At 62.5% G+C, this 19662-nt stretch carries 18 protein-coding genes and 1 pseudogene; 13 read left to right on the top strand and 6 right to left on the bottom strand.

The features are described from left to right. Positions 1-23: 23 nt before the first annotated feature. Genes ASD03_RS10125 through ASD03_RS10135 form a run of 3 tightly spaced genes read left to right on the top strand, consistent with a single transcriptional unit; the run spans position 24 to position 3618 of the window. Entirely contained in the window at positions 24-1700 is a 1677-nt protein-coding gene (locus ASD03_RS10125) for a serine hydrolase domain-containing protein (RefSeq protein ID WP_057213170.1), read from the top strand. Next, positions 1697-2803 (top strand): pyridoxal phosphate-dependent aminotransferase family protein, encoded by a 1107-nt coding sequence (locus tag ASD03_RS10130; protein WP_244494619.1) that lies wholly within the window; start codon positions 1697-1699, stop codon positions 2801-2803. The genes ASD03_RS10125 and ASD03_RS10130 overlap by 4 nt, the downstream gene beginning before the upstream one ends. A gap of 17 nt (positions 2804-2820) precedes the next feature. After that, a complete protein-coding gene (locus ASD03_RS10135) occupies positions 2821-3618 on the top strand; it encodes a M55 family metallopeptidase (protein ID WP_057213172.1) in 798 nt (265 codons plus the stop codon). A 124-nt stretch (positions 3619-3742) separates the two neighbouring features. Here ASD03_RS10135 and ASD03_RS10140 read toward each other — a convergent pair whose 3' ends face one another. The 5 genes from ASD03_RS10140 to ASD03_RS10160 all read right to left on the bottom strand — a co-directional run bounded on the left by ASD03_RS10140 (position 3743) and on the right by ASD03_RS10160 (position 8656). Then, positions 3743-4180, bottom strand: coding sequence for a DUF1801 domain-containing protein (locus tag ASD03_RS10140; protein WP_057213174.1), 438 nt, complete (start codon positions 4178-4180; stop codon positions 3743-3745). Continuing rightward, positions 4177-5037 carry an AraC family transcriptional regulator gene (locus ASD03_RS10145; RefSeq protein WP_057213176.1) on the bottom strand — a complete coding sequence of 287 codons (861 nt, stop codon included), beginning with the start codon at positions 5035-5037 and terminating at the stop codon, positions 4177-4179. Before ASD03_RS10145 ends, ASD03_RS10140 begins: the two co-directional genes overlap by 4 nt. 169 nt (positions 5038-5206) lie before the next feature. Then, positions 5207-5911 carry a DUF899 family protein gene (locus tag ASD03_RS10150; protein WP_057213178.1) on the bottom strand — a complete coding sequence of 235 codons (705 nt, stop codon included), beginning with the start codon at positions 5909-5911 and terminating at the stop codon, positions 5207-5209. A gap of 155 nt (positions 5912-6066) precedes the next feature. Next, complete coding sequence (locus tag ASD03_RS10155) at positions 6067-6822, bottom strand: alpha/beta hydrolase (protein WP_057213180.1); 756 nt, start codon at positions 6820-6822, stop codon at positions 6067-6069. 58 nt (positions 6823-6880) lie between these two features. Then, positions 6881-8656, bottom strand: a complete 1776-nt coding sequence (locus ASD03_RS10160) for a cytochrome c biogenesis protein DipZ (RefSeq protein WP_057213182.1) — start codon at positions 8654-8656, stop codon at positions 6881-6883. 356 nt (positions 8657-9012) lie between these two features. On the opposite strand from ASD03_RS10160, the gene ASD03_RS10165 reads away from it, so the two are divergent. From ASD03_RS10165 to ASD03_RS39930, 5 genes are all read left to right on the top strand, one after another. Then, entirely contained in the window at positions 9013-10065 is a 1053-nt protein-coding gene (locus tag ASD03_RS10165) for an alpha/beta hydrolase (RefSeq protein ID WP_057213184.1), read from the top strand. A gap of 119 nt (positions 10066-10184) precedes the next feature. Next, positions 10185-10925: a response regulator gene (locus ASD03_RS10170; protein WP_057207589.1), complete on the top strand. Its 741-nt coding sequence runs from the start codon at positions 10185-10187 to the stop codon at positions 10923-10925. Then, complete coding sequence (locus ASD03_RS10175) at positions 10922-12244, top strand: HAMP domain-containing sensor histidine kinase (RefSeq protein WP_057213186.1); 1323 nt, start codon at positions 10922-10924, stop codon at positions 12242-12244. Before ASD03_RS10170 ends, ASD03_RS10175 begins: the two co-directional genes overlap by 4 nt. 272 nt (positions 12245-12516) lie before the next feature. Then, positions 12517-12933 (top strand): organic hydroperoxide resistance protein, encoded by a 417-nt coding sequence (locus ASD03_RS10180; protein ID WP_057213188.1) that lies wholly within the window; start codon positions 12517-12519, stop codon positions 12931-12933. Between the two features lie 82 nt (positions 12934-13015). Next, on the top strand, positions 13016-13174 hold the full coding sequence (locus ASD03_RS39930; RefSeq protein WP_164474920.1) for a hypothetical protein: 159 nt from the start codon (positions 13016-13018) through the stop codon (positions 13172-13174). A gap of 71 nt (positions 13175-13245) precedes the next feature. On the opposite strand, the gene ASD03_RS10185 is transcribed toward ASD03_RS39930, so the two are convergent. Then, complete coding sequence (locus tag ASD03_RS10185; protein WP_057213190.1) at positions 13246-14628, bottom strand: nucleobase:cation symporter-2 family protein; 1383 nt, start codon at positions 14626-14628, stop codon at positions 13246-13248. A gap of 371 nt (positions 14629-14999) precedes the next feature. On the opposite strand from ASD03_RS10185, the gene ASD03_RS10190 reads away from it, so the two are divergent. The 5 genes and pseudogenes from ASD03_RS10190 to ASD03_RS38790 form a co-directional block, all read left to right on the top strand. Next, on the top strand, positions 15000-15368 hold the full coding sequence (locus ASD03_RS10190) for a hypothetical protein (RefSeq protein ID WP_057213192.1): 369 nt from the start codon (positions 15000-15002) through the stop codon (positions 15366-15368). Between the two features lie 461 nt (positions 15369-15829). Then, positions 15830-17353 (top strand): sugar ABC transporter ATP-binding protein, encoded by a 1524-nt coding sequence (locus ASD03_RS10195; protein ID WP_057213194.1) that lies wholly within the window; start codon positions 15830-15832, stop codon positions 17351-17353. A gap of 15 nt (positions 17354-17368) precedes the next feature. Beyond that, positions 17369-18373 (top strand): ABC transporter permease, encoded by a 1005-nt coding sequence (locus ASD03_RS10200; protein WP_057213217.1) that lies wholly within the window; start codon positions 17369-17371, stop codon positions 18371-18373. A gap of 73 nt (positions 18374-18446) precedes the next feature. Further along, a complete protein-coding gene (locus ASD03_RS10205; protein WP_025429470.1) occupies positions 18447-19406 on the top strand; it encodes a substrate-binding domain-containing protein in 960 nt (319 codons plus the stop codon). A 145-nt stretch (positions 19407-19551) separates the two neighbouring features. Then, a pseudogene (locus ASD03_RS38790) lies at positions 19552-19662 on the top strand (sugar phosphate isomerase/epimerase); the annotation flags it as partial.

Below are 19662 nucleotides of genomic sequence, written 5' to 3' on the forward strand. Positions count from 1 at the left end.
ATCGAGACCCAAGGAGCGTACCGATGCCCTCTCTGTCTGCCGCCTCGATCGAGCTTTTCGAGGATCTGATCCGTTACGAGGTCGAGGACAAGGCGATCCCGTCGATCTCCTATGCCCTTGTCGACCGTGACGGCGTGCTCGCCGAAGGCCATGTCCAGCGTCATGACCGGCATTTCGACATGGGCAAGGACACCTGCTTCCGCATCGGCTCCATCACCAAGACCTTCACCTCACTGGCGATGATGCAATTGGTCGAGAAGGGGCTGGTGGATATCGATGTCGACGTGTCGACCTATCTCCCCGGCTTCAAGCCGATAAACCCGTTCGCCGGCGCCGAGGGCGGGCCCTACGACTCGGTCATCAGCCTGCGCAAGCTGATGACCCATACGGCCGGCCTTGTACGCGAGCCGAAGAGCGGGCACTATCTCGATGCCACCCGTCCGCCGCTCGAAGACACGGTCAACGAGCTGGCAAGCTCGACCTTGAAGCAGGACCCGAGCCTCGGGGTGATGCATTACTCCAACGCCGGCATCGCCGTCGTCGGCCGGGTGATCGAGACGGTCAGCGGCCAGAGCTACTCCGATTATGTCGCCGCCAACATCCTAAAGCCGCTCGGCATGGACAGCTCCTCGTGCGGCATGGCACTCGGCATTCGTGAAAGGCTTGCACCAGCTGACATGTGGACGCTCGACGGCGACACGCCGGCGCCGGTGTTCAGCCTCGGCGGTTCGCCGGCCGGCAATATCTTCTCCACCACCGGCGACATGGCGCGTTACGCCCAGTGCCTTCTGCGCGGCGGCTTCGATGCTGAGGGCAACTCCATCATCTCGCCGGCGGCGCTGCGCGAAATGTGGACGCCGTTCGGCAAGCGTCCGGCTGGCCACGACAAGACGCTTGCCGGCTACGGCCTGTGCTTCGGGTCCGGTGATGTCGACGGCTGGACCTCTGTCGGCCATGGCGGCGCCGTCTATGGTTATGCTTCGCAAATGATGCTGCTGCCGGCCGCCGGCGTCGGTGTGCTGATCTTCGCGACGCTCGACTTTTCCAACCAGATCGCCTCGCGGCTCGGCGTCGACGGCGTGCGTATCGTCCTTGCCGAGCGCAGGATGGGCAAGATGCCGGAGCGCGTGCAGCGTCCGCCTGCAATTTCCGAGGCGCAGTTCAAGACGCTGCCGGGCTATTACCGCGACGACGCCACGCAGGAGATCGTCGAGGTCAAGTCCAAGGACGGCAAGATCTACCTGATGGGCGAGGGCGTGCCACACCAGATTCGTCCGGTCGCCGGCAACGACTTCGTCATAGACGGCCGCATCTACGGGCGCGGCGCTGATTATGCCCATATGAACCTCTCCTTCCCGGAAGCCGGCAAGCTCCTCTGGAAGGATGCGAACTGGACGCGCATCGAGGCACCTCTCGACGAGACCGTGCCCGACGCGATCAAGCCGCATCTCGGCGAATACGGGCCGGATTTCAACATCACATACCTGACCTACAGCCACGGCGGGCTGAAGTGCCTGATCGAGTATTTCTGCACGCACACGTGCGAGCCGGTCGAGGAAGGGCGCTTCCGCATGCACGGCCGGCTCTACGAGGACGAGATCCTCGAACTCGACGCCGTCGATGACAACGGCAAGCGCGGCATCCGCGTCGGCCCGATGTTCCTGGAACGGCGCAGCCCGTCCCAGGCGGAAGCGGCGTGATCCGGACCATGGTTGCTCCGATCAAGATGGAATCGCCGCTCGGCGCCCGTATGTTCATCGGCGGGCGCGAGGTCGACTATTACTGCGGCACGTCCTACTTCTGCCTGCACGGCCACCCCGAAGTGATCGAGGCGGCCTGCGACGCCACCCGGCAGTACGGCATGGGGCCGGGAACGCTCGCCCACATGCAGGTCTATGCCGACCTGCAGGAGCGGCTGCGCGACTGGTTCGGCACCGAGGAGGTCGTCTACATGATCTCCGGCTACACCAGTCCGATGGTGCTGCTGCAGGGGCTACGCGACGATTTCGACGTCATCCTCATCGACTCGGCCACCCATTACAGCACCCGTGACGCGATCCCGACGCTCGGCAAGCCGATCCACGAGTTTCGCCATGCCGACCCGGAAGATCTCGCAGCGCAACTGTCGCTGCATGTGAAGGCAGGCGAGCGGCCGGCTGTTCTGACGGACGGCGTTTTCCCGTCGTCAGGCAAGCTTGCACCGCTTGCCGACTATCGCCATGTGATGGCTCCCTACGAGGGCGCGCTGCTCTGCATCGACGATTCCCACGGCGTCGGCGTTCTCGGCGAAACCGGGCGTGGCTCGCTGCAGCATGCCGGGCTCGAGGGCGAGGGCAATTTTCTGGCCGGCACCATGAGCAAGGCATTCGGCGCACTCGGCGGCGTCGTTCCGGGCGACGCAGCGCTTGCCGAAAAGATTGCCCGCAACGCAATGATCATGCGCGGCGCCTCGCCGGCGCCGCCCGGTCTTGCGGCGGCGGCCGCCGCATCGCTCCGGGTCCTGCAAACGACGCCGGAAAAGCGCGCGAACCTCACCCGCAACATCAAGCATGTGCGCAGCGGCCTGCGAGCGCTGGGCTTCGAGGTCGCCGACACGCCGGTGCCGATCGTCACCGTCAAGGGCGTGACCGATCTCGAGCAGCTTCGCGACCGTCTCGCCGAACGCGACATCATCGTCCGGGTCCAGCAGGCGGGCGGCTATTCCGACGCACCCGACGTGCCGACCCTGCGGCTCGCGGTGTTTTCCGAACATTCCCCAGCTCAGATCGATCGGCTGCTGCAGTCGATGGCCGAGCTTCTTTGAAACATGAGGGAGCGATCATGAAGGTTTTCATCAGCGCAGATATCGAGGGCACGGCGGGGATCACCGCCTGGGACGAGGCCAAGAAGGGGCATCCGGAATACGAGGAATTCCGCGAATACATGACCGACGAGCTGGTGGCGGCCTGCGAAGGGGCGAAGGCGGCCGGTGCCAAGGAGGTGGTAGTCAAGGATGCGCATTCGACCGCGCGCAATCTGATCCTGTCGAAGCTGCCGGCCTATGTCAGCATCGTCAGGGGCTGGAGCGGTCATCCAGATCTGATGATGTTCGGCATCGACAAGAGTTTTTCGGCAGCCCTCTACACTGGCTATCACAACAAGGCCGGCACCGACACCAATCCGCTCGCCCATACGCTGACCGGCACGGTGTCGCGGCTTTTGATCAATGGCGACGTGGCGTCAGAATTCACGCTGAACGCATTTTGCGCCGCACGCTACGGCGTTCCGTCGGCGTTTCTCTCCGGCGACGCCGGCATGTGCGCTGAGGCCAGGGCGATTGTTTCCGGCATCGGCACCGTTGCCACCAGCGAAGGTTTCGGCCCGGCGACCAGATCGCTGACGCCAAAGGCCTCGGTTGCCGCCATTCGCGAGGGCGTGGAGAAAGCGCTGTCGGGTGATCTCGAGGGCTGCCTGCCGAAGCTCGCCGACCGCTTCGAGCTTGTTGTCGAATACACGACCCCGATCGAGGCCTATCGCGGCAGCTGGTATCCCGGTGTTGAACATGTCGCCGCCCGCACGCTGCGCTTCGAGGCCAAGGACTTCTTCGAAATCCAGCGCGCCATCCGCTTTATCGTGTGAGCGAGGCGATTTGCAGTGGGCCAGACGTTGCGTCGCGGCTCGCCGAGCCTCCGCCGGCAAGGGCGTCGGGACCTCGTTCACGATTATCGGCGGCTGCCAGCCAACTGAAGCACTCGCGGGCTCGTCAGCTCGTCAATGTCGTGGGCAAGATCGTCGCGCGTCGGTGATAGGTCAATGCTGCCCGCAGGCACAGCGCCAGCGGTCCTTTCGGCAAATCCCCTGTGGTGGGGATGAGGAGGGCGCGATTGCCCTCGAAGGTGAAATCATCGGCAAAGTGAATGCGGAAGGTTTCGACGAGCGTCGTCCTGCAGTTGAAGAATACGGCACATCGTTCCGGCGCCGATTCGGCGACGCCGAGACGGATGGTCGTTCCGCTTTTGCTTGCCTGCGTAAGATAGGCCGGCTCTCCCCATTTCAGCGTTTCCGTCAGCGGCCCCACGCCTTCGGTCTCGGCTGCAACCATATAGATGAGGTCGCGAACCTGCAGAAGGCGCGCTCGTATCGCTGCGGCGTGTTGCGCAAGCACCTCGGCGACGGCGGATGGAACGGGTGGGGTCGTCATGGCGTGCTTTTCAGCGGCAGATGAATGTCGGTTCGCAATTCGCTCTGGGGCACCAGGCGCGGATCGTTGAGATAGTCTTCGAAGACCGGCGCATCGTCGGGCTCATGCCCGGATCCGGGCAGCCACACGCCGAGGAACCAGCGATAGGCACCGCGCATTGCCGCATAGGGACCGGTGTAACTCAGTCTAGCGTAGGGGCCTCCACGCAGGACCGTTTCGGTCAACGGCAGGTCGAAGGTGATTGGACCGGCAATCGGCATGCTGGCGCGAGAGCGCAAGTCCTGCTCAGACCCGAGGTCGGGGTCGTCGAAGAATACCCCGATCATCTCCGGTCGGTCCGGCAATGCCCCACGGGCCGCGAGTTCGGTAAAGAGCCGCGCCATCGCACGGTCGATTTCCATGTAGGAGCCCCGGTGGGCGATCGACGCACACCGTCGCTCGGGCAGGGTGACGACGCTCACCGGGAATCCGTTCGTGTCGCCTGCGGCATTGGCCGCCCTGAAGGCGTCGTGCGGACCATTTTCCCGATAGGCGGCGGGCGTCATGCCAAAAGCATCCTTGAAAGCCCGCCCAAATGTGTCGACCGAGGCATACCCAGCGCGATCGGCGACGATCCTGACCTCAAGATCGGAATTGGCCAGCCGGTCGGCAGCGCGCTGCAGCCGGAGTCTGCGAATGGTCGACGCTATGGTCTCGCCGCGCATGGCCGAGTAGATCCGGCTCCAGTGATAGGAGGAGAGGCAGGCGACGTCGGCCAGTTCGTCGAAGGAAATGTCCTCTTCCAGATGAGCATAGACATGGTCGATGACCCTGTTCATCCGTGCGTTGTAGCTCGCCTGTGTCAGTGCCTTGCGCATCGCTGTCCTCACGGCTCTCCAAACCACGAGAAGATTTGCACGAAGTGGACCGGCAAATCTTGCGGATTTGAAGATCTTGCCGACGCAACCGCCACTATTTGTCGCCCAAATGCTTCCCGCCAGCTTCGCGGCCCGTCCACGACATCCATTGCCGCCGTGACGATGATCGTCAGTAGCTGAGCTTCGGATACCAGTCCGTGCCGCGGCCCTCCGGCGTCAGATCCAGGATCGACCAGAGCGAGGCGATGTCCGGCGCCTCTCTCGGATCTTGGCCGGGGTCGGCCATCTCCGTCGTCATCTCGCTTGCCCAGAAGAGCCTGACGGCGTTGCCTTCACGTTTGAAGACGCCAAGCGCCGGATTTTCGCTTCCGTCCGCATTGATGAGGCCGAGATCCCGAGCATAGTCGTCGCCGACCGTCTGGACGAAATCGAGGTCTCGCCAGCCACGCTCCTGGGCAAACGCCAGCTGACGCTCGACGGAGCTGCGGCCGAAGATCTTCAGCGCCACCCGCTGCTTGATATCGGCGGCGTTGCCGTTCACCGCGCCGAGCCAGTTCGTGCACATCGGGCAGGGGCGCGCGCGCTGCGGCCCGTACATCCAGAAATAGGCGACGAGCGTCTGTTTGTCGCCGAAGAGGTCGAGCAGGCCGATGTCGTTGCCGTTGGCATCCTTGAAGCGATAATTCTTTTCAATCACCGGCCCATCCGGCAGCAACCGCCGCTGCTCGACCAGCCGCGTCATCTGCCGCCGGAACTCGATTTCTTCGCGCAGCAAAGCCTGCCGCGCCTTTCTGTACTCAGCCGTTTCGCCGGGAAAGGGCGATTTGCCCTTGGCTGCGAGATCCGGCGCCGGAACGAGTTGATCGAAGCTCATGTCCTTGCCCTCGTTTTATCGATCCCAACTAACGGCTTCGAGCCGTCCAGGTTCCCGAACGAGAGAAGGAATGCTCGGCCGGGCGCTGCAACGCCCGGACCAGCTGCGATAAACGCGGCAGTCAGATGTTTGCACGTCAGTTGCCGTGCATCGACTTACTGGCCGAGCTGTTTGGCTGCCTTTTCGATGACATCAGCAACCATCTCCGGCTGAGAGGCAAAGACGGCATGGCTCGCCTTGATCTCCGTCACCTCGCTGTTTGCCCGCTTGGCCATGTCGCGCTCGAGATCGGGATTGATCGCGCGATCCTGCGTCGCCACGATCGACCAGCTCTTCTTGGTTCGCCAGGCCGGATCGCCGACCTTGGACGAAAACGCCGCCTTGGCGGCAAAGACCTGAGATTTTGCAAGGAATGCCGCTTCGTCCTTCGGAAGGTCAGCAGCGAAATCGGCGGCGAAGGCGCTCGGGTCGAGATAGAGGTATTTTCCGTCCTTGGTCTCCCTGATGTTCATGCCGCCCGCCGGTTTGGAGCTGGCAAGGGCGAGCAGACTTTCGCCCTTGTCGGGCTGGAAGGCGGCGACATAGACGAGGCCTGCGACGTCGCCACGGTTGCCGGCTTCGGTGATGACGATGCCGCCATAGCTGTGCCCGACGAGCAAGGTCGGACCATCCTGCAGATCGAGCACGCGGTCGGTGGCGGCAACGTCATCCGCCAGCGACGTGATGGGCTGTTGAACGATCGTCACGGCATAGCCCCGCTTCTCGAGAATTTCCGTTGCCTGGCGCCAGCCGGAGCCATCGGCCAGTGCGCCGTGAACGATGACGATATTCTTGACCTCGGCTGCCTGGGCCGCAAAGGCAATCGCGCTGGTGAAGAGGGCGAGCGCGAGGGTGGAAAGATGACGGTTCATGGATTTCACTCCTTGTCGGGTTGATGGCGATTGGCAGGTTTGAACATGTCTCGAGGTCTCAGCCGAAGGTGAAGGCGTAGGCCTGAACGCCTGGGTCAAGGAACCGGATGCTGAAGTTGCGCGCCGAGACGTCGCCTGCCTGGCGCACCAGCTGATAAAGCCTTGTTGCCGTGACCGTGCCGTTTCCATTGGCGTCGATATCGGCGCCGTGGTCCTTGCCCGGCGCCTTGCCGTCGATGGTCACCTGAAAGCGGACCGGCTTTCCGGCCGCTCCCGGCCCAAGAACGAGATGCAGGTCGCGGGCGCTGAAACGCGAGGCGATGCCGCCTCCCGGCTCGTCGAGCGTTGCCTGTTCCGGGCCGACGGTCCAGGCGCCGGTGAGGCCCCATTCGTTGAGACCCGGTTCGGCGACCGTGTATTTGCGCGCCGCATCGGCGCTCAGGCTCTCGTTGGAGGCGAAGTTCGAAGCGCGCTGGTATCCGAGATAGGTTTCGCTCGAGCGGATATTGTTGAGGTCGGCGCCGAGTTCAGCGCCCTTGGTCTCGGGCACTACCGGCCTGCTCGCCGCCATGTCGCTACCGGCTTCTCTGAGCAGGTCCTGGATGGCCTTCTCCGTCTGCGGGTAATTGCCCTCGCCGAAATGATGGTAGCGGATCTGCCCCTTGGCATCGATCAGGTAATGGGCCGGCCAGTAGCTGTTCTCGAAGGCGCGCCAGATGCGGTAGTCGTTGTCGATGGCGACGGGATAGCCGATGTTGAAATCGCTGACCGCCTTGCGGACATTGTCGATCTTCTTCTCGAAGGCGAATTCAGGCGCATGCACGCCGATGACGACGAGGCCTTGATCCCGGTATTTTTCCGCCCACGCGCGGACATAGGGGACGGTGCGAATGCAGTTGATACAGGAATAGGTCCAGAAATCGACGAGCACCACCTTCCCCCGCAAGGCTTCCGCGGTGAGCGGCGGCGAGTTCAGCCACTCCACCGCTCCATCAAGCGATGGTGCAGCGCCTTCGACGGGCAGGTCGCTTTGAAAGGGGCGGGTCGTATCGGCCGATGCGACGTCCACGCCCTTGTCGGCAGCCGCGGAGAACGGTCCGCCAGCGGCTTTGGTATCGAGCTTTTCGAGCACGGTCTGTTCCAGGGATGCCGTGCTGGCGTAGGAAAGTTGGGCCAGCAGGCCGGTATCGAGGCCGAGCGCGATTGCCGCAACGCCGGCGAGCACCGCGGCACCCAGGACCTGGCGAACGCGCTCGCTGATCCCCAGCGACCGCTTCATGGCGGCGAAAACCTTTCCGCCGACAAACATGGCTGTGGCAAGCGAGGTGGCCGCACCGGCAGCATAGGCAAGCAGCAGGAATGTCGTCGCAAGATTGGCACCCTGCAGTGCCGCGCCGGTCAGGACCAGACCAAGGATGGGCCCGGCGCAAGGGGCCCAGAGCAGGCCGGTCGCGATGCCGAGAACAAACGACCCGGCCACATCGGGCGTCGCGCGCCCATGGCCGGTGGCCCTCATCAGGCGGTTGCCGAAATCGACGACGGGCTGTGAAAGCGCGCTGGCGATCCGCGGTGACAGCAGGCTTGCGCCAAACGCCGCAAGCAAGGCAATCGCGGCAATGCGGCCATATTCGTTGGCATGGATGGCCCAGCTGCCGCCGATGGCTGCCAGGGTGGCGACAAGCGCAAAGGTGATGGCCATGCCGGCAAGCATCGGCAGCGTGCTTCGGAGGAAGGACTGTTCGGCGCGTGCGAAAACGAAAGGCAGGATAGGCAGGATGCACGGACTGAAGATCGTCAGCGCGCCTCCGAGATAGGCTATGATGAGAAGCGTCATCATCGTTTCCTTTGAACCGATTGATCGGGCTCTGGACGGCGATGTGCCTTGACCAGCAACGGATACGCATCTGGTCTTTGCGACGTATCCCGCATGTGTCCGCTCAGGTATGAAAATGTACCGGGATGTAGGCGTAGCCCGGCCTGCTACAGAGCGATACAAATCGGCTGCCGATGATCAGCCATCAGACACGCGCCGGCGGATCGAGTTGGCTGGTCGCAAGGCGTCTTTGTATCAGACTGTATCCGGGCGGGTCGGCGCTACATTGGTATTCAAGATCGGGCGGGCGCGACACACGCAGGATACAAGCGGCCCGTCTTTCTCCCATTGTGCTTGGGTTCAAAAAGGAGAGGCCGATGTCTGACGAAATCAACCATGAACGCCGCAAGTTTTTCGGGGTGGCTGCCATGACCATTGCTGCGGTCGAGCTTGGCATGGCGGGTGCCGCGATGGCGCAGTCGGGGCAAGCGTCCGCCGCACGGCTGCCTGACATCAAGCCCGGCACACACACCTCCTTTGCCGCACTCAAGCAGATCCGGGCCGGCGTGCTCGAAGTCGGCTACGCGGAGGCAGGTCCCGCCGATGGGCCGGCTGTTCTGCTGCTGCACGGCTGGCCCTATGACATTCATACCTATGTCGACGTCGCGCCCTTGCTTGCTCAAGCCGGCTACCGCGTGATCGTGCCTTACCTGCGCGGTTACGGAACGACGCACTTCCTTTCGCCGGATACGCCGCGCAACGGCCAGCAATCGGCGATCGCTGCGGATATGATCGCCTTGATGGATGCGCTGAGCATCGAAAAGGCGGTGCTTGGCGGTTGCGACTGGGGCGCACGCACGGTCAATATCATGGCAGCACTTTGGCCGGAGCGCTGCAAGGCGATGGTCTCTGTGAGCGGCTATCTCATCGGAAGCCAGGAAATCAACAGGAAGCCATTGTCGCCCAGCGCCGAGCTTGCCTGGTGGTACCAGTTCTATTTCGCCACCGAGCGCGGGCGGCTGGGCTATGAGGAGAATCGGCGCGCCTTTGCCAAGCTGATCTGGCAGACCGCCTCGCCCACCTGGAAATTCGATGATGCGACCTTCGAGCGTTCGGCTGAAGCCTTCGACAATCCCGACCATGTCGCCGTCGTCGTCGACAATTATCGCTGGCGATTGAGCCTGGCGGAAGGCGAACGCAAATACGACGCCTACGAAAAGCGGCTTGCCGCGGGACCGAAGATCTCGGTTCCCACCATCACGCTGGAAGGTGATGCCAACGGCGCGCCACATCCGCAGCCTGCCGCCTATGCCGGCAAATTTTCGGGAAAGTACGAACATCGCACCGTCAGCGGCGGCATCGGGCATAACCTGCCGCAGGAAGCGCCGCAGGCGTTCGCACAAGCGGTTATGGACGTGGATCGTTTTTAGACCGACGATAGTCGGCAACAGGGCGCGCGACCTTGTGGATGCCTGCCTCGCGCAAGCCGCCTTGGGTCTAAAGGCATCAGGCGCTGTGGCCGAGTGCATAGGGGAGTGGGAAGTCGGATATGGAACACGTCGATCACATCCTGATCGTCGACGACGATCGCGAAATTCGCGAGCTGGTGTCGAGCTATCTAAGGAAGAACGGGCTGCGCACGGCCGTTGCCGCGGATGGCCGCCAGATGCGCGCCTTTCTGGAAGCCAACACCGTCGATCTGATCGTGCTCGATGTGATGATGCCCGGCGACGACGGACTGGTCCTCTGCCGGGAGCTGCGCGCCGGCAAGCACAAGGCGACGCCGATCCTGATGCTGACGGCTCGCAGCGATGAGATGGACAGGATCATCGGCCTGGAAATGGGAGCGGACGACTATCTGCCCAAGCCATTTGCTGCGCGCGAGCTCTTGGCACGCATCAAGGCGGTGCTGCGCCGAACCCGAATGCTGCCTCCGAACCTGCAGATCACTGAGGCGGGTCAATTGCTGACCTTCGGCGACTGGCAGCTCGACACGGTCGGCCGCCGCCTTCTCGACAGGCAGGGCACGGAGATCGCCTTGAGTGGTGCCGAATACCGGCTGCTGCGTGTCTTCATCGATCATCCGCAGCGCGTGCTCAACCGTGATCAGCTTCTCAATCTGACCCAGGGGCGCGACGCCGAGCTGTTCGATCGCTCGATCGATCTTCTCGTCAGCCGTCTGCGCCAGCGGCTCGGTGACGATGCGCGTGAGCCGACCTACATCAAGACGCTGCGCAGCGAAGGTTACGTCTTTTCCGTTCCGGTCGAGATCTCGGAGCCCAGGCAATGAGCTTGGGCGTCACATCGACTGTCAGCTGGTATTGGCCGAGCACCTTACGCGCTCGGCTTTTTCTCGTTCTTCTCCTCGGTCTCGCAATCGCCTATGGCCTTTCTTTCAGCGTCCTGTTTCTCGAACGCTATATGTCGGCGAAGGCGGTCATGCTCGGCACGCTGGAAACCGATGTTGCCACATCGATCGCCATTCTCGATCGACTGCCGGCGAGCGAGAGAGCGGGTTGGCTCGATCGTCTCAGCCGCGGCAGCTATCGTTTCGTGCTGGGGCCCGGCCTTCCCGGCGTGCCGGATCTCACCACCCGTGGTGCGGAGATCGCTACCAAGATCGAGGAGGCGGCCGGGCATCGCTTTCCCCTGCACGTGGAGGCGATTCCGGGTGACGACAAAAGATTGCAGGCCCATCTGACGCTCAGCGACGGCGCGCCCCTGACGATAGACGTGACGCCACGGGGCGTCATGCCGATCGCCGAATGGCTTCCCTATGTGCTGGCGACCCAGATGGCACTCCTGCTCCTTTGCGTCTGGTTTGCCGTGCGCCAGGTCATCCGCCCTTTGAGCGACCTTGCCGCTGCCGCCGATGCGCTGGACCCGAACAGGAAGGCCGCGCCGTTGAGCGAAGCCGGCCCACGTGAAGTCGCGCATGCCGCCCGGGCCTTCAATGCCATGCGCGACAGGATCGCCCACTATCTCGAAGAGCGCGTGCAGATCCTTGCCGCCATTTCCCACGATCTCCAGACGCCGATCACGCGCATGCGGCTTCGCGCCGACATGGCGGATGAATCGCCTGAAAGGGATAAGCTGGTGCAGGATCTCCGCGAGATCGAACGACTGGTTCAGGACGGTATTGCTTACGCCCGAAGTGCGCACGGCAATGTCGAGAAGACTTCCCGCATCGACCTCGCATCCTTTATCGACAGCCTGGCCTATGATTATCAGGACACCGGAAAGTCCGTGGCCGTCGTCAGTGCCGTTGACGGGACCATACCCGTCAAGCCGCATGCGTTGCGCCGGATCCTCTCCAACTTCATCGACAACGCGCTGAAATTTGCCGGCGCTGCCGAGATCAGTGTCGAGCGACGGGAAAATGGCGAGGTCGCCATCACGGTGATGGATCGGGGGCCGGGCATTCCGGACGACATGCTCGAGGCTGCGATGCAGCCGTTCTTCAGGCTCGAACAGTCCCGCAATCGGGAGACGGGCGGCACCGGGCTCGGACTTGCGATCGCCCAGCAACTGGCAGGGGCCATCGGCGGCTCGGTGCGGCTCTACAATCGCGCCGGCGGCGGTTTGGCGGCGGAGGTCGTCATCCGCTGATATCGCGGTCAAAGTTCGCCGAAGCGGTTTGTAGCTCTACAGCGCCGCGCGTCTTATCAGACGCGCAAAGGTCGCTGTAGCACTTTGAATTACTGCATGTTTTATCCTCAAATCGAATAGGATTTAAGGAGCCATGCAGTAGGTGTCCGGAGCGACCACCGCTACGCTTTGGTACATTTCCGCCTGTTTCGGAAACATGCCGGATACCTCCGCCGGTCAAATTTCTCTCCGTCAACGCAGTCGCCAGGGGCGACACAATAACGGAGTGTTCCATGACACAGGTCGACAAGGTTCTCTACACCGGCAGGACGCATACCAGCGGCGGTCGCGACGGCGCCGCACGCAGTGATGATGGGCGGCTGGATGTCAAGCTCTCGCCACCGGGAAGCGCCCATGCCGGGACCAATCCCGAGCAACTCTTTGCGGCCGGATGGTCGGCCTGTTTCATCGGCGCCATCGGTAAAGCGGCGGGAAAGCGCGACGTCAAGCTTCCTGGAGATCTCTCCGTGGCTGCCGAGGTTGATCTCGGATCGACCAACGGCGCCTATCTGCTCCAGGCGCGGCTGAAGGTGAACATGCCCGGCATCGAGCGGGAACTGGCGACAGCCCTAGTTGAAGAGGCGCATCAGACCTGCCCCTATTCGAAGGCGACCCGCGGCAACATCAACGTCGAGTTGACGGTCGCCTAAAACGATGAAAGCTCGCCGCGTCGCGGCGAGCTTTCATGGAAATGGAATGGGCGATGCTTGCGCATCGCCATCGGAGGATCCAATGAAGCTGATGATCATCATCGCACTTGGAGCGGCGGTTTTTGCAGCACCGTGTATCTATGATGTGAGCTCGCAAGAACCTTCGCCCTTGATAGGCCTGTTTGCTGCGGCTTCCACGATTGAGGGTGCCACCGTCAATTTCGCGCCGAGCAGGCACTGACCTCTCGAAGGTGACCCCAACCGGCCCCGCTCGTGCGAGCGGGCCCGGTTGGGGTGGCGATCCCCTTGTTGTCAGTCGATGATTTCTTCCTGGCGCTCGGGCAGAAGCCAGTTGAGGAAGACCGCGCAGATGCCGCCGGTTGCCACGCCCGATTCCAGTACGTCCGCGAGCGCCCGGGGCATATGCGTGACGAACTCGGGAACCTGAGAGACGCCGAGCCCGAGGGCAAGCGAGATGGCGATGATCAGAAGCGCGCGGCGGTCCAGATGAACGCCGGCGAGGATGTTGATGCCGGAGGCGGCAACCGCGCCGAACATGACGATGACGGCACCGCCGAGGACCGGTTCCGGCACGGCCTGGATGACGCCGGCAACCGTCGGGAACAGCCCGAGCAGGACCAGCGCGGCGGCGATGTAGATGCCGACGTGACGGCTGGCGACGCCGGTCAATTGGATGATGCCGTTGTTCTGCGCAAACACCGAGCTTGGGAAGGTGTTGAAGATGCCCGCCAGCAGCGAGTTCACGCCGTTGACGAGAACGCCGCCCTTGATCCTCTCCATCCAAAGCGGACCTTCGATCGGCTGGCGCGAGATCTTGCTGGTGGCGGTGATGTCGCCGATCGCCTCAAGCGACGTGACGAGATAGATGACCACCATCGGCGCAAACAGCGACCACGAGAAGTCGACGCCGAAATGAAACGGCACCGGCGCCTGGAACCAGGCTGCCTGATGCACGCCGGCAAAGTCGAGGCGACCCATCCATGCCGCCAGCAGATAACCGGCGGCGAGCGCCAGCATGATGGCGCTACTGCGGACCCAGACGACCGGAATGCGGTTGAGCGCAATGATAAGCCCAAGCACGACGCCTGACAGCAGCAAGTTTTCGCCGTTGGCAAAGGTGCCCTGCGACATCGCGGCAAAGCCTCCGCCCATGCTGATCAGGCCGACCTTGATCAAGGTAAGGCCGATCATCAGGACGACGATGCCGGTGACGAGAGGGGTGATCAGGCGCTTGACGAAGGGCAGCACGCGCGAAAGGCCCATTTCGATGAAGGATCCGGCGATGACGACGCCGAATATGCACGCCATCACGGTTTCGACCGGCGTCCCCTGCTTCACCATCAACACGCCGCCGGCAATCAACGGGCCGACGAAGTTGAAGCTTGTTCCCTGAACGATCAGCAGGCCCGCGCCGAGCGGGCCGAAACGGCGACATTGAACGAAGGTTGCGATCCCCGAGATGACCAAGGACATCGACACGATCATGTTCGTGTCGCGAAGAGAGACACCGAGTGCCTGGCAGATCAGCAGGCCTGGCGTGACGATCGGCACGATGATTGCCAGCAAATGCTGCAGCGCTGCAAGAAAGGCGATCGACGGCGAGGGGCGATCGTCGAGGCCGAGCACGAGTTCGGTCGGCCGCGTCGGCGCGGCGGTGGGATTGTGTATGTTCATGTGCGTCGACCCATGGTCAGGGTCCCGAGCAGGTTCGGCGTGCGCGATTTCGAAGTCCGTCGGTCGGCTGAAAGTTTCGACATTGTTCCTCCCTTGTCGATCGCCGAATGTCTCGAAACATTCGGTGCGGCGCCCGCCGTCCTCCAACGTTGGGTGCGCGGCGAAAGCTAGATGAATTCGACGTTTCTCATTCACAAGAAATACGTGAAGCTGTTTCGCTGGTGCTCAGCGCAATCATGCGGCGTGCCGCCGGCCCGCCCTGCAAGACCAAAGTCTGATGCAAGATCTTGCCGTCGACAGATCGCGCCCATTGACCTCAACTATGCTTGAGTTTCTATAAGGCACTCCGTACAGCGCTATGGAGAAACATGATGACCGACCAATTGCTCTTTCGAAATGTCATGAAGATCAAAGCCGGGCATCTGCAGCCCTTCCGTGAAGCGGTGCGGGCAGCGGTCGACTTCGTGGAAGAGAACGCTCCACAATTGATGGTCCGCACGTTCATCGACGAGACAGAAATGCGGGCGGTCAGCTACCAGCTCTACCGAAAATCCGCCGATGTCCTGCGCCACTGGCAGATGTCGGATGCGCATATTCAGAGCGTGTCTGCGCATTGCACCGTCGAAAAATTCGAAGTCTACGGCGATCCGAGCGAGGAGGTGGCGAGAGGCGTGTCCCAGTTCATGGGTGACGGACGTGGCATGATCATGCCACCGCTGAAAGGCTTCTCGCGCTTCTAGGCGCACGCGTATCCGGCCATGCGGCGTGTGTGCCAATCGCCCCCTCTGACAGCGCGCGCGCACTCGGCCATGCCATCATCGGACTGGCTGATGCGTCCTGTAGCTGTCGATCCGCTCGGTCTGAGAAAGTGCGCCAGATGCCGCCCTTTGACTCCACTCGCGAATGTCGCCTGTCCGTCTGTCTGGAGCCCCGTATCGGGTCGGCTGCGGCTGAGCTTCTCTCTTCCTAAAACCGATCGTCCGTGCTGACGCTGCGCTGCCTCGGGGCTCTCTCTTTGGCTTTTGGCCTCGCCGTTCGAAATCAACAGGCTGAAAAACAAATTCTGATTTACGTACCTCAGAAAATGGGTTAGCAGTACTTCCGGAGGAGTTCTTATGACATTGTTTCGTTGCGTTCGTGCCCGAGCACGGGGCGTGGCGGCCGACCCTATGGGGCGTGGCTTGACGATTGCGGTCGCCACATGACGGCTGCGGCATCCCAGAGTGCGCCACCCGTCCTCGAGGCGAGGGGCATTTCCAAGACGTTTGGCATCGTCGAGGTGCTGCGCGACATCGATGTGTCCGTGCGGCCCGGCGAAGTCCACGCCATCATCGGCGAAAACGGTGCCGGCAAATCCACGCTGATGAAGATCCTGGCCGGCAATCATTTGCCGACACGCGGCGAGCTGGCGATCGATGGAAGGCCGGTGAGCTTTTCCGGCCCCGTCGATGCCGAGCAAGCCGGCATCGTCCTTGTCCACCAGGAAATCCTGCTCGCGCCGGATCTGACGGTGGCGCAGAACATCTATCTCGGTCGCGAACTGCGCAAGGGTCTTTCCGTCGACGACCGGGCCATGAACGATGGCGCGGCCAGAGCGATCCGTGATCTCGGTGCCGATATCGACCCGAGGGCCATCGTGCGCCGTCTGTCGATCGCTCAGCGCCAGCTGGTCCAGATCGCGCGGGTGCTGCTGGTGCCGCACCGGGTGGTGATCTTCGACGAGCCGACGGCATCCCTGACGCCGCATGAAACGGACGCACTGCTCAAGGTCATCAAGGATATCCGCGCCAAGGGCGTCGGCGTTCTCTATATTTCGCACCGACTGCCGGAGGTGAAGGAGATCGCCGACCGGGTGACGGTGCTGCGCGACGGCCGGGTCGTGGCCGCCCACGATGCCGCCGAGCTGCAGCCGGCCGACATGGCGCGGCTGATGGTCGGGCGCGATGTCGCAAAACTTTATCCCGAACGCCACGGTGGGCCTGCACGCGACGTCGTGCTCGAGATCGAAGACTTTTCGGTGCCGGGCTTCGCGCGCAACGCCACCTTTCAACTGCGCAAGGGCGAGATCCTCGGCTTTGCCGGTCTTGTCGGCGCCGGCCGAACCGAGTTGATGGAGGGCATTGCCGGGCTTCGTCCGGGCCACGGCAGGATCAGGCATCACGGCCAGGCGGTGAATTTCTCCAACGTTGAGGCGAGCCTCAAGGCTGGATTGGTCTATCTAAGCGAGGACCGAAAGGGCAAGGGCCTGTTGCTGACCAAGGATCTGAGGGTCAACCTGACGCTTGCCTCGCTATCCCGCTTCGTCAAAACCCTGCAGATCGACCGCAAGAAGGAAGCCGACGCGCTCGACGGGGCGATCCGCGAGTTCGACATCCGAACCGGCCGCAAGGATATCCTTGCCGGGCAGCTGTCCGGCGGCAACCAGCAGAAGCTGCTGCTTGCCAAAATGATGATGCTCGATCCGGAGATCGTCATCATCGACGAGCCGACGCGCGGCATCGACATCGGCAACAAGGAGCAGATCTACAAATTCATCGCCAAGCTCGCAGAGGAGGGGCGGTCGATCATCGTCGTCTCTTCTGAAATGCCGGAGTTGATCGGTATTTCCGACCGCATCCTGGTCATGCGGGCGGGCCATATCGTCGGCGAAGTTACGGGAGACAAGATGAACGAAAACGAGATCGTCGTTCTTGCGACAGGCGCCAATACCGGGGAGGCCGCGTAAGCGCGGGACACGATGATGACGAATGTTGCAACCGAAACGCAGAGCGCTCCGCGAACGTCGCGAGATTGGGATATGGCGGCGATCGCGCCCTTTGTCGCGCTGGCACTGCTGCTCATCCTTGGCTATTTCGCCAATCCGAACTTCATTTCTGTCGCCAATCTTTTGAACGTCATCACGCGCAGCGCCTTCATCGCCATCATCGCGCTGGGTGCAACCTATGTGATTTCGTCCGGTGGGCTCGATCTTTCCGTTGGCTCGATGGTCGCCTTCGTCGCCAGCCTAATGATCCTGTTTATCAACAGCGGCGTTATTGCTGATCCCGTGTTGATGCTGATCTGCGCCGCGATCCTGGCGCTGGTGCTGGGTGCGGCGTGCGGGCTCGTCAACGGGCTGATCACCACCGTCGGCCGGATCGAGCCCTTCATCGCCACGCTCGGCACCATGGGCATCTACCGCGGGTTGACGACCTGGCTGTCGCAAGGCGGCGCGATCACGTTGCAGGACCGCGAACTCCAGCAGATCTATCGGCCGGTCTATTTCGGCTCGGTCGCCGGCGTGCCCGTGCCGATCATCGTGATCTTTGTGACCGCAGCGATCGCCGCCTTCGTGCTCTATCGCACCCGTTATGGGCGCCATGTCGTCGCTGTGGGTTCCAACGAGGACGTCGCGCGCTATTCCGGCATCTCGGTCAACCGCGTGAGGACGATCGCCTATGTGATCCAGGGCCTCTGCGTCGCCGTCGCCGTCCTGCTCTACGTGCCGCGTCTCGGCTCCACATCGGCGACCACCGGCATCCTCTGGGAGTTGCAGGCAATCACGGCCGTCGTCGTCGGCGGAACGGCTCTGAGGGGCGGCGTCGGACGTGTCTGGGGCACGGTCTGCGGCGCCTTCATCCTGGAGATCGTCGGCAACATCATGCTGCTTTCGAACTTCGTCAGCGAATATCTGATCGGCGCCATCCAGGGCGCGATCATCATCATCGCCATGCTGGTGCAGCGGTCGCTCATGCGCCGCACCTGAGATTGGCCGGGCCGTTGGGGCGAGCCCGGTTTCATTGCAATCGAGGCCCCGTGGAACTCTTGGGAGGGAGACTATGCGTAGGACAATTATCGGTTTGACCGTCGCCGCCGTGGCGGCATTTGCAGGCGCCGCACCCGGCGCCTTTGCGCAGGACAAGAAGGTGACCATCGGCGTATCGATCCCGGCGGCCGACCATGGCTGGACGGCCGGTGTCGTCTTCCACGCCGAACGTGTCGCCAAGTTGCTGATGCAGGAACATCCGGGCCTCAACGTCATCGTCAAGACATCGCCCGACGCAGCCACCCAGGCAAATGCCGTGCAGGACCTTGCGGTTCAGGGGCTGGACGCGCTGGTCATCCTGCCGTCGGATCCGGATCCGCTCGTCAACGCCATCCAGCAGGTCAAGGATTCCGGCGCCTTTGTCGCGCTCGTCGACCGCGCCCCGTCGGTCAACGACAGCTCGATCCGCGATCTCTATGTCGCCGGCAACAACCCGGCGCTCGGCCAGGTCGCGGGCGAATATATCAAGAAGACGACGCCGGATGCCGAAGTCGTCGTTATCCGCGGTCTGCCGATCCCGATCGACCAGCAGCGCCAGGATGGTTTCGACAAGGGCATTGCCGGTTCCAACGTCAAGGTTCTCGACCGCCAGTACGGCAACTGGAACCGCGACGACGCCTTCCGCGTCATGCAGGACTACCTGACCAAATACCCGAAGATCGACGTGGTCTGGTGCCAGGACGACGACATGGCAGTCGGCGTACTCGAAGCCATCGGCCAGGCAAAGCGCACGGATATCCAGTACATCGTTGCCGGCGCCGGCTCGAAGGACATGATCAAGAAGGTCATGGACGGCGACAAGATGGTCCCGGTCGACGTGCTCTATCCGCCGGCGATGGTCGCAACCGCAATGCAGCTCACGGCTGCCAAGTTCTACGACCAGGTCCCGGTCAGCGGCGAATACATCCTCGACGCCACGCTGGTGACCAAGGACAATGCCGAGCAGTTCTACTTCCCGGATTCTCCGTTCTGATAAGCCAGGCGCGCCCGTCGGTCGGGCGCGCCTTTTTCCTTTCGCACCCATTTTTCAGGTCCCAATCGCGCTTGGCCAACCCTGTGTCCGGCGCCTCTTCAGCGTGACATCGATCCGGTCACGGCAGCTTAGACGAGGAAAAATCATGAAAACGATCAAGGGCCCCGGTCTGTTTCTTGCGCAGTTTGCCGGGGATGCGGCGCCGTTCAACTCGTTTGCGGCGATCACCAAGTGGGCTGCCGATTGCGGCTACAAG

This window comes from Ensifer sp. Root127, assembly GCF_001425225.1.
Lineage (GTDB): Bacteria > Pseudomonadota > Alphaproteobacteria > Rhizobiales > Rhizobiaceae > Ensifer > Ensifer canadensis.